A 13,916-nucleotide genomic window follows, 5' to 3' on the forward strand; every position below is an offset into this window, starting at 1 on the left:
GTCATCCCAGGGGGAGTATCTTGGAAAGAGAGGAACTGGATAAGTTACGACTTAGGAGCGGCGGAGTTCACGCTTTTGGCGAGTCGGGAAATTTTTCGAGAAGCGGTTTTGCGATGCAGCGATCCTTTGGTGACGGCCTTTGCGATCGTTGACGTTGCTTCTCGGAGCAGGGTTTGAGCTAATTCTGGATTATTTTCCGCTACCGCGACTTTAACTTTTTTCGCGACCGTTTTGGCGCCGTGTAAAATGGCTTTGTTTCGTTGATGCCGTTTAATTGATTGCCGGGCCCGTTTAATCGCCGATGTATGAACAACTGGCATGTACGTCCTCCATTAAAGATTCAAATCATGAAGCTGCAATTTCTACCATACACGGTGATACACGGTCAATTGTATTCGTCAGAAGGGGGAATTCTTCTTGTCTACCATTAATGCTCATGATCGGTTAATGGTGGCATTGGATGTCCCAGATCTTGGCGGAGCGGAGATGCTGCTCGACCAGCTTCAAGATTCCGTACGAGTAGTCAAAATTGGGTTGGAATTGTTTACCGGTGTCGGGCCTGCGATCGTCAGGCTAGCCCAGGATCGAGGCTACCGAGTATTTTTGGATCTCAAATTTTTCGATATCGGGGAGACGGTCAAACGAGCCACGGCCCTGGTGGCAGACCTCGGTGTGCAATTTCTTACCGTGCATGCCCACCGAAAAACCATGCAAGCGGCCATGGCTGGGAGAGGAGAAACTCCAGAGTTAAAAATTTTGGCTGTCACCGTGCTCACGAATTTTGATATCGAAGATGTGCAAGAAAGTGGATCGCCTTGGACCATTTCAGAATTAGTCGTCGCCCGCGCCAAGGCCGCGGCTGAGGTGGGTTGTTATGGGGTTGTGGCTTCGGGGCAAGAGCCCAAGGCTATCCGGCAAGCAGTGGGGGAATCGTTAGCCATCGTGACACCCGGCGTTCGACCTGTGGGGACGGCTACTCATGATCAGGCCAGGGTCACGACACCCAGTCAGGCTATTGAGCAAGGGGCCAATTATTTAGTAGTAGGCCGGCCCATTCGGGATGCAGCGGATCCTCAATTGGCGGCACGGGAGATTATCTCTGAAATGCAAGCGGCCTTTAATCGCCGTATTTCCTAGGAAGTCCAGGAAACTTTTTATGCCATGATGCTACGCTAAGATGTTCTGAATCGCTGGTCACTTATCTTGCGGGCTGCCAGGGCTTTTGCTACTATTCCTTTCCCCTGTCGAACAGTAGAAAATCTTCCTCATCAGCTCTGGATGGTGGGTGTAGCTCAGTTGGTTAGAGCGCCGGATTGTGGATCCGGAGGTCGCGGGTTCAATTCCCGTCACTCACCCCAAATTTTTCTGTATCTTTCCATTCTTATTGAACTTCTTCAAAGTCAAAAAGAGGTTGGATAGCCATATTCTCTTGTGGCAATGGAGATCGGTTTGCGGGCTAGGATGAGAGGAGAAATTTCCGGGAGTAGAATGTAGAACTCGAAGACTCCTTTAACTTAAAGGAGTCTTCCCAAGATTATTAATTGCGATACAGCGGGGCAGGGTGTTTCATCAATGGGGTTCGACAACCGCAGTTGACGCACAACAAAACGGGAAGTGCCAGGCCGGTGACGAGATCGTGTTCGCGATCCATGACCAAGGAACCTTGGCAGCGGGTGCACTGAGGCAATGCTTTGACTTTGACCTTTGTCTCTGACTCCATATTCCCTTAATCTCCTTTCTCGACGATGATTCGAAGAATTGCATGAAAAGGGAGGCTGCGCCATCCGGCAATCGACGTATCGACCTCGGAGGGGGTTCCATGGGACAGTGACTTTAGTGTTGCATTACCTCCTTGAGAAGGCTCACCAAGACTGCTGGTGGGCCTTCTTTTTTTTGAGAGGAGGAACTCAAAAAGGGCTAACGGACGAAATGCTCTTGGACGGTTGACCAAAAGAAGAGCCGGGGAAGATCTAGTAAAAGGATGCGAACTTAGTGAGGTTGGTATTTAGCCGGGGGAGAATTCACCGTTCAAACATAAATGGTTCATTTGGGTCGTCAGTGACGGTGACTGTGATGGGATTGGCTCGACCTCCTGGTTCTACCTCCACCCGCAAAATATTTTTTTCGTCGAAGGGGAAGTCTTTGATCCACTTATGTCCGTCGCCGTGCAGGTAAAGGATAGGTTTTCCAAACGATTGGGCCACGGTATTCAAAATGGTGAAAAAGGTACGATGGTTGCGATCGGGCACGGCATGGCCGAAGAGCACCAAGTGAGAAATTACTGCGTCGGCATTGGCCAATTGGGTTTCAATCCATTCGATGTTATCTCGATCTTGCACTGACCATTTGATGGGGTCGAGTACTTTTCCACCAACAAGATTGATGCCAATAAACATCACGCCGTCTGACGTAAAGGCAAAGTTTTCCGGATGCTGTGCGTCTCGAACTACCTGAAGGGAGCCCGACCATTGTATATCGAAATGCAAGAAGTATTTTGTCCATAAGGTCCAGCCCTCTTGGGGATCGAAACAATCGTTCCATTCGTTGTCACCTGGGATAATAAAGAGACGTTTAGGGGATTGAGCCAGGATGTCGGCGACTTGTTGGTACCAACTCTCTGAGCAGGCGGTGATGCCGGTCTTGATATCACCGAGATGAATGACGAACTCGCTATTGGGATTGAGCGTGGTCAGTTGATGTTGTAACTTCCTTGCGTCCATCACGGAATATGGGGTGTCGCCCATTGCGGAAAATGTGATGAGGGGTTGTTCGGCATAGGCCACAGCAGTGAGTTCTAGGAATACTATGAACAGGCATGGCGCCCAAAAGGACTTGTGGTTTTTGTTCATGAGAAAAAGCGAAAATCTGTATTCGGTTTTGATGGGAATATTAGAAATACACGATACCCGATTGGGTTGGGGAAACCCAAGTCCTCGGTCTTTGCATTGCGTTTCCAAGGTGGTTGTGCTCTGATATTAGTCTTGGTTTCCAAAATGAAAATTCGATTTCTATTTCTTTGCCGAGTTAATCAAAGATGATATTCCCATGATCGATTTTTCTGGATGCCTGGCTGTTTGGCGAATTCGGCCTCTTCGAGTAATGTGGTTGGCGTTCTTTCTTGTGGGGGTGGCGCTTTGCCCGGGCGAGACCTTTGCTGGTGTCGAAGAGGAAATTCGGTCGCTTCGCCATGATATACAGGAAATGAAAAAAGATGTTGAAGATATCAAGGAACTGTTAGAAGGTGCGCTGAAGAAGGCTCCCCCAGCCAAGAGCGTTTCGACTGTTGGGTTTCGGGGCCGGCCTATGCTTGGTCGGGCGGATGCGCCGGTAACTATTGTCGAATTTTCTGATTACCAATGCCCATATTGTCAACGTTTTGCGACCAAAGTATTTCCTGAGCTGAAGCGTGATTACATCGATACCGGGAAGGTTCGATATGTTTTTCGGGACTTTCCTTTGACGCAAATCCATCCTCAAGCCGCCAAGGCTCATGAAGGTGCACATTGTGCTGGAGAGCAAGGTCGGTATTGGGAGATGCACGATGTATTATTTCTTAATCAAAAGGATTTGTCCGTCTCGTCCCTTTCCGCCTATGCCGACCAAATAGGACTTGAGATGGGTGCCTTTGACGCTTGTCTGGAAGGCGGCCGCCATGCAGCTGCGGTTCAAGCCGACATGCAAGCTGGAGCCCAGGCCGATGTGCGTGGCACTCCGTCGTTTATTATTGGGAGGAGTGGTTCTGGCGAAACGATTACTGGGACGATCGTTCGTGGGGCACAACCCTTTTCGACGTTCCAACAAGTGATTCAGGACATGGAAAAGCCCATGCCTACGAAAAATGGCCAAGTCCCGCCTGTGGACGATTAGGCGTAACCTCCCTTATATTTTCTGTTTTCTTCCTACCCACACCCATAGGTATCTCAGATATTTCTCCCTTGGAGTCTTTCCAAGTTTGGCCTGGAACGTTGAGTTTTAGGGAGTAGCCGCCGAGAAAATGCAAGAGGATTATTTCTGTCTTCATCCGATTCTGTGGCAACATCCAAGGAGGGAAGTCTCATGTCGGTCGCCGACGCTACTGCCGAGTCCAGCCAAACTGCCAACCAGGTTATGGTGGGTCGCCAACCTATTTTCGATCAGAACCTACAGGTCATTGGGTACGAACTCTTGTATCGAGACAGCCATATGAATGCGGCCACATTTTCCGACGGGGATGCCGTGACGGCTCGGGTCATGCTCAATACCTTCTTGGAAATTGGTCTGGAGCAGATGGTTGGTTCTCATTTAGCCTTCATCAATCTGACGACACGATTTTTGCGTGATAATCTTTGTGATGATTTACCCAAAGACCGTGTGGTATTGGAAGTCCTGGAAAATATTCCCATGGATGATAATATCGTTGAGGCCATGAAACGGTTGTCTGCGGAAGGATTTTCCCTGGCGCTAGATGATTTCGAGTATCGTGAAGAACTCCGTCCCATGGTCGAACATGCACATATGGTCAAGTTGGATGTCATGGCGCTTGGCCCGAAACGTCTCCAGCAGGATGTGGCTATTTTGCGACAGTTTCCAGTGAAACTGTTGGCTGAAAAGATTGAATCACAGGAGATTTTTGATTGGTGCAAGAAGTTAGGGTTTGATTATTACCAAGGCTACTTTTTCTGTAAACCGAAGATCATTGAAGGAAAGCGAATTCCCCCCAATCAAATTGCGATTCTATCCCTCTTATCCAAACTTCAAAACCCTGAAACTGAAATGGCCGAGGTCGAGGAAATTATCAAACAGGACGTTTCGCTAAGTTATAAAGTGTTGCGGTATGTGAACTCGGCATTTTTCGCTCTCCCCAAAAAAATCGATTCTATTGGTCAGGCGGCTTGTCTGGTGGGTCTGGCTCGTCTCAAAACCTGGGCTACCTTGTTGGTGATGGCCGGGTTGGATCAGAAACCTATGGAGTTAATACTTATTGCGCTGATACGCGGAAAGATGTGTGAAGAGGTGGCCAAGGCGCTCAATGAACGTGAGGTGGATGAATTTTTTACCGTCGGTCTGTTTTCCGTGCTTGATGCTTTGTTTGATAAACCCATGACTGAAGTGTTGAGTATGGTTGAACTTTCACAACCCATTCATGCTGCTTTAGTGGAGAAAGAGGGGCAGTTGGGAAAAGTCCTTCAATGTGTGTTGGCCTATGAGCAGTGTGAGTGGAGGGGGGTGCAAGGATTAGGGTTGGAGATTCCCACATTGCAAAAATCGTATTTTCAATCCATGGCCTGGTTAGGTAGCATCGCTCCACTGATAAAAGAGTAATTAGGTGCCCTAGTCTGGAGCCAGTCGTTCCCTACCCTTTAGCTTCTTGATTTCTTGCCGATAAACCCTCCAGGGAGAGAACTCCAGTGGCCTAAATCGCCGGCAAATCTGGTCTCCGCAATAAATTCTTACGGGTATTTTTTTTGATTGCGTAGGGGAGTCAAATGGCCAATCAGGATCATCTCGCTATTTTGGGACAAGGCGTGACCGCGTGGAATGCATGGCGAGAAGAAAACCCGAGCATTCGTCCGGATTTGGCCCATGCCGATCTGACGGGTTTCTGTTTGTCCCAAGCGAATTTTACAGGGGCCAATTTGCAAGAGGCTAACTTCACTGGGGCGGAAGCCACGGAAATCCATTTATTTAGTGCGAGTGCGCAAAAGGCAAATTTCCAAGACGCACATATGCCCGAGGCTGATTGTGTGGCCGTGAACCTCCAAGGGGCGAATCTGACAGGCGTCAATATGGAAAAAGCATTGTTGATTATGGCCAATTTGCAGAATGCCAACTTTTCGAAGGCGAACCTTCACTCCTCGGATCTTCGCGACGCCAATTTTACCGGTGCGAATTTTGAAGATGCGATTCTGGATGGCGCGGAACTTCAAGGAACGACACTTCAAGTTCCTTGCCGAAATTAGGGGTTGCCCGGCCTTCCTATTCCTCTCCCCAATTAGGACATCAATCGACTAATCAGTTAGGTCTGACTTGGGATGTCGGCAAGAGTCTCCGCACAGGGTCGAGGAATGGTTGTCCCATTCTGATTCCATGGAAGTTTCACGTCACGACAAGCGGTTACACCTGGCCTGGCTTTGTGCTTCAATTTCGTTATCTTTCATAGGAATAGCTTAAGTTGCCTTTCCCAAGAAACGATAACGTAAATAAGGGTTTCTTGAGAGACCTCGGGCACTGGCTTGGGTAAATGGCGAGGTTCATTTTACTGTATATCATCGAAGGCATGACGTTTACGTATGGCGTTCCTTCCCATTAAAAATTTTGAACTACGGAGAGGCCTGTATGTCAGGCTCAATGGTTCGTGGTTTAGCCATCCGTTTCCTACCAATACCTTTAAGATTCGGACCAAGAAAGAATTACAAATTCTTCAAAAATTGAATAAGGTTGAAATCCTTTTTGATCCTGAAAGGTCCGATCCCGAAGGTGTCGATGAGGAACTTGCAGAAGAAACTGCCGAACCCACTGCCGAACCCACTGCCCAGAATATTGTCGAGGGAACTCCTGAAGCTGTAAAGGCCGATATTCCGAAAGAAGCCGAAGCGAAGCCCTCTGTTGTAGAAGCGAGCCCGGTCAAACCGACAGCCACCGAATCCTTTAACCAATATTGTGAAGGATTTAAAAAAGTCGATCGTGCCTACCAAGAAGCCTTTCGACAAAGTAAAGCGGTCATGCAAGATTTGAGTGTTGGAAATATCGAAGGCATTCAAAAAGCTCATGACATGGTTTGTGCCCTGGGGGATTTACTTGATGGTCCTGATGCCACGACTTCTATGCTCAATGTGATGGTGTCTAATGAGATGGGTCAGGGCATGTTCATGCATTCGCTGAATGTGTGTGCCTTGTGCCTGATGATTGGGAAAGAATTTGATTTGAAAGAGGACGAGATGCGCGAGTTGGCATTAGGGGCGATCTTTCATGATATTGGTGAACTCAATGTTCCCGGGAAGATTTTATTAAAGCGTCCCAATCTTAGTCCCAGTGAACGTGATACCTATCGTCAGCATCCACGGTTTGGCAAAGATACGGTGCGCAAATTTTCCAGCTTTCCCAAATCGAGTTTAAATGTGATTTACCAGCATCATGAGCGGCTGGATGGGTCGGGGTTTCCTATGGGGCTGAAAGGCGTAGAGGCGATTAGCTTATTCGCACGAATTGTGATGGTCGTCGATCGCTATGATGATTTATGCAACGATCCGGACATCGAAAAGCGGCTGACACCATCCGAGGCTCTTTCCCATTTGTTTGTAAAACAAAAATCGGTATTTTGGTCAGAAGCGGTGGTGGCCCTGGTTCGTGTGTTGGGTGTCTATCCTCCGGGATCCTTAGTGCTCCTGAGTAATGAGGCTCTTGGGATGGTCGTAAATATCAATATCACCAATCGTCTTCGACCGCTGATTCTTCTCTATTCGGAGGAGGCATCACCCTATCGAGCCCAGGTGCTTGATCTTGAAGACCATGAGGAGATCACCATTTGCCAAAACCTTCGACCCCGTGATGTCTCGCGAGAGGCTGCCGAATTTTTAAATCCACGCCATATGGTAAATTATCTGGTGGAAAATACCCCAGCCGAGTTAGCTCCAGCACCGCACTGATTTTTCCGTTTTCCAGTACGCACTTTTCTTACCTGACAGCCAGATTTTGGATATGTTGTCTTCCTAGAGCCGAAGAATTGAGATTCTGTGTCGAGCTGTCTCCGGAGTCCCTGAGTCATGCAATGGTTTTTGAGGGGACTTGGGCGTGTTTTGTGCTGCCAATAGCGATGTCCTGAAAATAAGAAATCTCAATAAACCTCCACATTTATCCGATAATAAATGGAGTTGAATAGTAATCCCTAAAAACGGATTAGACTTCTTGAGCCCAAAATATCCTTTGCTCCAATTCCCAAATATGATCTAGGGGAGTCAAGACCTACCTGTGATTCCTTACATTGATTTTGGCCAACGAATGGGTCTTGGTCTTGTGCATTCGCTTTCAGCCATGTTGAATAGTAGTGTCCAATAAAATTTTTCAAAGGGCATGATGGGGTCCATAGGTTCATTAAGAAACAAGGTGCAATGTTTGAGGAACATCTCAAGGAAATGACCCACATCCTATCCTCAATTCGTCTGCCCATATTTGCTGCCGCGATTGGTGGCATACTGCTCATAGTTCTGTTGTCTGGTGCGCAACCCTTGCCTGAGCCACCAGTTCCAGAGATGGGTTGTCCTTCCGCGGAGGAATGCTTCAATAATGCGATTCTGTTGGTAGATCGTACGCCACAAGATTTTGCGGTCCATCGCACAAATTTCCAGCAAGTTCAGCGTCAATATCCACAATCTGTATGGGGAAAACGGGCTGGTCTTCGATTGGGATACCTTCTACTTGAGGTCAACCCGCAGGAAGCCATTCCATACCTTCGAGAGGCAGAAAGGAACTTTCCGCTACTGCAGGACTATATTCGGGTATGGATGGCTCAAGCCTTACGCGAGACGGATTCCAGCCAAGAAGCTGCTGCCACATTCGAGTCGGTCCTGGAAAAAGACCCTGAATCACTCTTAAAAACATCGGTATTCTATGGAGGAGGATTGGCGTGGCAGAAAGCCGGTCATTGTCACCATGCAGTCCCCCATCTTCAGCGGGCGCTTTCCCTTGGTCCCGACTCGGATGATGCGCCCCAAGCCCTACAGGCGATAGCGGATTGTGGCAGGAAGTTGGAAAACTCCACCTTGGTGATCGACTCCCTTCGTGAGCTTTGGGTTCGTTATCCCCTTTCCCCGGAAGCCAAAACGATTCAGGAGCTTCTTGAAAAAAACGATGGGCTTGAGGGTTCCTGGGAACCGTCGTTAGGAGACTATTTTCAACGGGCTGAAACCTATTATGGCCAAGCTCAATTTGAACTAGCCATTGGTGATCTGAAACGATTTCTTAAGGGTCGTCCCGCTAGGCCAGGTCGAGAGAAGGGGCAATGGAAATTAGCCATGGCCCATGTTCGTCTCAAGCAATATCCCAAAGCCAGTCAACTCTTTGCCAAGTTGTCGGAGGGCCAATCATCCTATCGTGGGCAGGCGACCGAATGGTTGGCACGCGTGTATCTTCGTCAAGGAAAGGGCGGGGAGCTCATTGCCTTAAGTCAATTGCCCTTGTCTGGTCTCAAGTCAAATGAACGGTCTCAAATCCAATGGATGTGCGGGATTTGGTACGAAGACCAAGGGGACATTGAGCGCGCTGTGCAGGCTTATCAACGTGCGGCCGACCTGGCTGGATCCTCTCGAACCCGTTTTGAGGCCTGGTGGAGGCAAGGATGGTTGCTGTATCAGCATGGTCAATTTCAACCGGCGCTTCAGGTGTTTGAAAGAATTCTTCAAAATAGCAATGACCAGCGGTGGGCCGCGAAGGCGCAATATTGGGCTGGTCGGACCTTGGCTAACCTTGGGCTGAATGATCAGGCGCAGGAGTATTATCGCCGAGTCTCTCAAGAGTGGCCTATGACTTATTATGGGCAATTAGCTCAAAGCCGGTTGGCGTCGTTGCCGATTACCTCGGTAGTGGGAGAGTCCAGCCTTGATCCTGGACCTGAAGTGTCTGAAAACACTCGCCAACTTTTGGAAAAAGATCGGCACTTTCAAAAAGCGCAAGAGTTGGCCCTCCTTGGGTTGATGTCGGAGGCTGCCAGTGAGTTGTTACATGTTGGGAAATCTTATCAGTCGAGAGAGGACGCCTTGTATGAAATTGCCATCCAGTTGGAAAAAGTCCGAGCCTATGATCAGTCGCTTCTCATTGCCCGTCGGCATTTCAATGTTTCCGTTGAGCAGAGGCGTTTTTCTCGATCCTCGGGAATATGGTCTGTGGCGTATCCCGGGGGATACCTTCCCACGATTCAGCGCTTTGCCGATTCCCGGGTCGATCCATATTTGATTGCAGGAATTATCCGAGAAGAAAGTTTGTATAACACCCAAGCCCTTTCCCCGGTTGGGGCCATTGGTCTTATGCAACTCATGCCGACGACTGCCGAGCGCGTGGCTCGGAAGGTGGGGTTTTCCTCTTTCAAACGAGAGGATTTATTTTCCGGGGAGATCAATATTCAGTTGGGTGTTCAGTATGTCAGCCAATTACTTGGGGAATATGAAGGAAAAAATATTCCTGTCATTGCTGCCTATAATGCCGGTCCAAATGCGGTGAAACGCTGGCTGGATAAAAATGGCCATCGGGAGGCAGACGAATTTGTGGAACTCATTTCTTATAAGGAAACTCGCAGATATGTGAAACGTGTTTTGACCAGCTATCATGTATATCGTGACCTCTATTCTACTAGATGTAGTGGCTCTTCTCTTGACAAGGTGTGTTGAAGATTCTATAGTTTTTCGACCGCAGAATATCTAGGTGGAGGTACTTATGAGTCTGGAAAAATTGGAAGCCTTAGAGGTTAGAGTTCAGCGATTAGTGGATATGGTTCAACACCTAAAACAGGCCAATGGCCTTCTTCAGGAAGAACTGGGGCGGGCTCAAGAGCGTCTTGTTCAGCAGGAGGCCCATTCTCAGGATTGGGAAGAAGAGCGGACCCATATTCGAGCCAAAATTGAGAAGGTATTGGATAATCTGCAGTTCCTTGAGACACCTGATCATGAATTGCAAGGGGTAACCCATGATGAACGCTATTGAAGTGGACATTTTTGGGCAAAGATTGGCTCTCCAGGGGGACGCGGATCAGCAGTACGTGCACGAATTGGCACAGTATGTCGAAGGTCAAATGAACTCCATTGCCAGGAATTTGACCACATCCACCCCTACCAAAGTGGCCATTTTGGCAGCGATAAACATTGCGGATCAACTCTTTAAGCAGGAAAGTCGTCGTCAAGCCGGGGAGGCAGAAGTTGAGCGGCGAGCAGATGGTCTGTTGCAGTCTATTGATGCCCAAATCGGCGGTGAAGCCATTCTCTAGGGTGCTTTACTTGCAACAGGTAGGTTGGTCTGATAACGTTGATTTACTGAGAAGTGCATTATTTGAATTATGTAGGAGTATGGCATTTTTTAGTGGATGTGAAAAAAACGAAAGAATTTCTTGAGAAGTGAATTTGGGTTTTTTTGAGACAATTGAGGCGTGAGCGAGCAGTAGGATGATGACATTTTTTGATCGGTTAGAGAGTGGGGGAGTTCTAAAGGTCCCGGATCGGGATAAACAGTTCATTTTTTCGAATACATTGTTTCCCCGCTTTAATGTTCAAACAAGATAGGCTCATCACGGCTGAATTTGAGAAAAATGGATAGGTTGCTGAATTACAAGGATTTCACCATAAATTATCCAGGTTTTCCCAACTTTAGACCTCAACCTCAGTGATGCTTTTGGTCTAGACCCCTCTTCATCTCTCTGTATTCTGCAGAGTGTTCGTTTTTTCACCATCCCCTAAAAAAACACCAAGAAAGTTCAAAAAGGCCTGTAACCCTTGTTGTGACTTGAGGCATGGGCAATCGGGTTGCCACAGGACGTGGCGATGAAGGGGGTGACCGTAATGACAACGTCATTCGTATTATCAATTGCTGCGGGGATCCTCGGTTTGTTGCTGGGGTTTGTCCTGAATGGAGTGGTCCAGCGAAATCGATTGGAAGCCCAACGGCGGGAAGTCGAGGAGCAGGTCCGGCAGCTCACTGTTTCTGCCGAACGTGAGGCTGAGAACATTACCAAAGAAGCCAAAATCGAAGCGAAAGATCTTTTATTTCAAGCCAAGGCTGAACTGGAAAAAAAGGAGAAGGACAAACGGGGAGAATTGAGTTCCCTGGAAAAGCGGTTGATTCAGCGCGAGGAAACTCTCGAGCGAAAAATTGCCAATACTGATCGAAAAGACGAGGAATTTCGCAAGCGCGATCGTGCCTTGGATCAACGTGAAGAATCCTTAAAGAAAAAAGAGCAGGTCTGTGAGCAGACAGTGCGTGAGCATCGTGAGGCTCTGGAGCGGGTCGCTGGGTTGACGATGGAAGACGCGAAGCGTCAATTGTTGGCGGAGATTGAAAGCGAGGCCAGACTTGAAGCCACCGGGCTCACGAAACGCATTCTGGATGAAGCGCGTGAAACGGCGGATCGGGAAGCTCGGGAAATAGTGACCAATTCGATTCAGCGGATTACTCGAGATTATGTTAATGAGGCCACGATTTCTGTCGTCCCGCTGGCTAGTGAAGGGATGAAAGGGCGAATTATTGGACGGGAAGGCCGCAATATCCGAGCATTGGAGGCGGCCACGGGCGTTGATCTCATTGTCGATGAAACTCCGGAAGCCGTAATTGTGTCGGGTTTTGATCCGCTCCGTCGTGAAGTGGCGAAGGTATCCTTAGAACGGTTAATGGCGGATGGACGAATTCATCCGACTCGTATTGAAGAGGTCGTGGAAAAAGTTAAAAGCGAACTTGATAAACTGATGCGTGAGGAAGCGGAGAAGGTGATATTTGAAGTGGGGCTTTCCGACTTTCATCCAGAGATCGTGAAGTTATTAGGTCGATTGCGGTATAGAACCAGTTATGGGCAAAACAATCTTTATCATGCACGAGAAGCCTCCTACATCTGTGGGATAATGGCCGCAGAGCTTGGCTTGGATATTAAACTTGCCAAACGAGGGGCCTTGCTCCATGACATTGGTAAGGTGGTGAGTCATGAGGAAGAGGGTACACATGCCATGTTAGGGGCCGAGATGGCCAAAAAATATGGCGAGTCTGAAAAGATTGTGAATGCGATAGCGGCTCACCATGAACAAGTTGAGCCGATTTGTCCGGAATCCGTGCTGGTGGCGGCGGCCGAGGCCTTGTCGGCCGCACGTCCCGGGGCACGACGGGAAACGCTAGAAGCCTACGTCAAGCGGCTAGAAAAATTGGAATCTCTCGCCACAGATTTTGGAGGCGTGGATAAGGCGTATGCGATTCAAGCTGGGCGAGAAGTCAGGGTGATCGTTCGTCAGGGTGAGCTTTCTGATAATGAGGCGTTTCGTTTATCTCGTGATCTCTCGAAAAAAATAGAACAAGAGATGACCTATCCCGGACAAATCAAGGTTACAGTAATCCGGGAAAGCCGGTATGTCGAGTTTGCAAAATAAGGCAGACCATGCATCGAAACAGAAGGGAGCCTCGTGGTTATTCTTTTTATTGGTGATATTGTTGGTGAACCTGGTCGTCGTGTCATCGCCAATAAATTGCAAAAAGTCGTTAGTGCGCATCATGTTGATCTGATATTTGGCAACGGCGAAAATGCGGCAGGGGGATTTGGAATTACTGCTGAATTAGCCGATGATCTCTTCGATTTAGGCTTGTCCGTGATTACCACAGGGAACCATGCTTGGGATAAAAAGGAAACCCTCGATTATATTAAAAAAGAGCCCCGTCTATTACGTCCTGCAAATTATCCGGAGGGAGCACCTGGAAAGGGCACGTTAGTACTTGATCTACCGAGTGGGGGAACGGTAGGTATTCTTCAAGTCATGGGCCGTGCGTTTATGCCGATCCTGGATTGTCCGTTCCAAGTCGCTAGGCGTGAGGTGGCGAAATTACGAGAACAAACGAAGACTATAATCGTGGATATGCATGCCGAAACCACCTCAGAAAAAATGGCTATGGGACATTTTTTAGATGGTCAAGTCACGGCGGTCGTAGGCACTCATACTCATGTTCAAACCGCTGATGAGCAAGTCCTGCCTAAAGGGACGGCCTATCTCACGGATATTGGAATGACCGGGCCGGTTCATTCCGTGATTGGATTTAAGAAAGATCTAGTGATCGAAAAATTTCTCACACAAATGCCTCGTCGATTTGAAGTGGCCACTGGGCCAGGCATGCTCCAGGCGGCGCTCATTGAGTTTGACCCCAATACGGGGAAGGCGGTGGATATTCGTCGTGTGAGAGAGTTTGACTAATTCTCTTTGTCTTGC

Annotated in this window: 13 protein-coding genes and 1 tRNA gene; 11 read left to right on the plus strand and 3 right to left on the minus strand. The window is 48.3% G+C overall.

Annotated elements, in window-relative coordinates; genetic code table 11:
- Positions 1-44 precede the first annotated feature (44 nt).
- A complete protein-coding gene (rpsT, locus tag PPG34_RS13230) occupies positions 45-320 on the minus strand; it encodes a 30S ribosomal protein S20 (RefSeq protein WP_313833884.1) in 276 nt (91 codons plus the stop codon).
- A 97-nt stretch (positions 321-417) separates the two neighbouring features.
- Here rpsT and pyrF point away from each other — a divergent pair, with 97 nt between their 5' ends.
- Positions 418-1,137: an orotidine-5'-phosphate decarboxylase gene (gene pyrF / locus PPG34_RS13235; RefSeq protein ID WP_313833885.1), complete on the plus strand. Its 720-nt coding sequence runs from the start codon at positions 418-420 to the stop codon at positions 1,135-1,137.
- 144 nt (positions 1,138-1,281) lie between these two features.
- Positions 1,282-1,358 (plus strand) — tRNA-His (locus PPG34_RS13240).
- Positions 1,359-1,537: 179 nt separating this feature from the next.
- Here the strand turns inward: PPG34_RS13240 and PPG34_RS13245 are convergent.
- Entirely contained in the window at positions 1,538-1,720 is a 183-nt protein-coding gene (locus tag PPG34_RS13245; protein ID WP_313833886.1) for a hypothetical protein, read from the minus strand.
- A 301-nt stretch (positions 1,721-2,021) separates the two neighbouring features.
- On the minus strand, positions 2,022-2,849 hold the full coding sequence (locus tag PPG34_RS13250; protein WP_313833887.1) for a hypothetical protein: 828 nt from the start codon (positions 2,847-2,849) through the stop codon (positions 2,022-2,024).
- 196 nt (positions 2,850-3,045) lie between these two features.
- On the opposite strand from PPG34_RS13250, the gene PPG34_RS13255 reads away from it, so the two are divergent.
- The 9 genes from PPG34_RS13255 (at position 3,046) to PPG34_RS13295 (ending at position 13,901) form a co-directional block, all read left to right on the plus strand.
- Positions 3,046-3,867 carry a DsbA family protein gene (locus PPG34_RS13255; protein ID WP_313833888.1) on the plus strand — a complete coding sequence of 274 codons (822 nt, stop codon included), beginning with the start codon at positions 3,046-3,048 and terminating at the stop codon, positions 3,865-3,867.
- A gap of 189 nt (positions 3,868-4,056) precedes the next feature.
- Positions 4,057-5,301: an EAL and HDOD domain-containing protein gene (locus PPG34_RS13260; protein WP_313833889.1), complete on the plus strand. Its 1,245-nt coding sequence runs from the start codon at positions 4,057-4,059 to the stop codon at positions 5,299-5,301.
- 164 nt (positions 5,302-5,465) lie between these two features.
- Positions 5,466-5,939 carry a pentapeptide repeat-containing protein gene (locus tag PPG34_RS13265; RefSeq protein ID WP_313833890.1) on the plus strand — a complete coding sequence of 158 codons (474 nt, stop codon included), beginning with the start codon at positions 5,466-5,468 and terminating at the stop codon, positions 5,937-5,939.
- A gap of 330 nt (positions 5,940-6,269) precedes the next feature.
- Positions 6,270-7,625: an HD-GYP domain-containing protein gene (locus PPG34_RS13270; RefSeq protein ID WP_313833891.1), complete on the plus strand. Its 1,356-nt coding sequence runs from the start codon at positions 6,270-6,272 to the stop codon at positions 7,623-7,625.
- 462 nt (positions 7,626-8,087) lie between these two features.
- On the plus strand, positions 8,088-10,358 hold the full coding sequence (locus PPG34_RS13275) for a lytic transglycosylase domain-containing protein (RefSeq protein WP_313833892.1): 2,271 nt from the start codon (positions 8,088-8,090) through the stop codon (positions 10,356-10,358).
- A 46-nt stretch (positions 10,359-10,404) separates the two neighbouring features.
- Positions 10,405-10,671: a cell division protein ZapB gene (locus PPG34_RS13280; RefSeq protein ID WP_313833893.1), complete on the plus strand. Its 267-nt coding sequence runs from the start codon at positions 10,405-10,407 to the stop codon at positions 10,669-10,671.
- Positions 10,655-10,951: a cell division protein ZapA gene (locus tag PPG34_RS13285; protein WP_313833894.1), complete on the plus strand. Its 297-nt coding sequence runs from the start codon at positions 10,655-10,657 to the stop codon at positions 10,949-10,951. The genes PPG34_RS13280 and PPG34_RS13285 overlap by 17 nt, the downstream gene beginning before the upstream one ends.
- A gap of 568 nt (positions 10,952-11,519) precedes the next feature.
- Positions 11,520-13,088: a ribonuclease Y gene (gene rny / locus PPG34_RS13290; protein WP_313833895.1), complete on the plus strand. Its 1,569-nt coding sequence runs from the start codon at positions 11,520-11,522 to the stop codon at positions 13,086-13,088.
- Positions 13,089-13,121: 33 nt separating this feature from the next.
- Positions 13,122-13,901 (plus strand): TIGR00282 family metallophosphoesterase, encoded by a 780-nt coding sequence (locus PPG34_RS13295; protein WP_313833896.1) that lies wholly within the window; start codon positions 13,122-13,124, stop codon positions 13,899-13,901.
- Positions 13,902-13,916: the final 15 nt, after the last annotated feature.

The sequence above is a fragment of the Candidatus Nitronereus thalassa genome (assembly GCF_032191465.1).
Classification (GTDB): domain Bacteria; phylum Nitrospirota; class Nitrospiria; order Nitrospirales; family UBA8639; genus Nitronereus; species Nitronereus thalassa.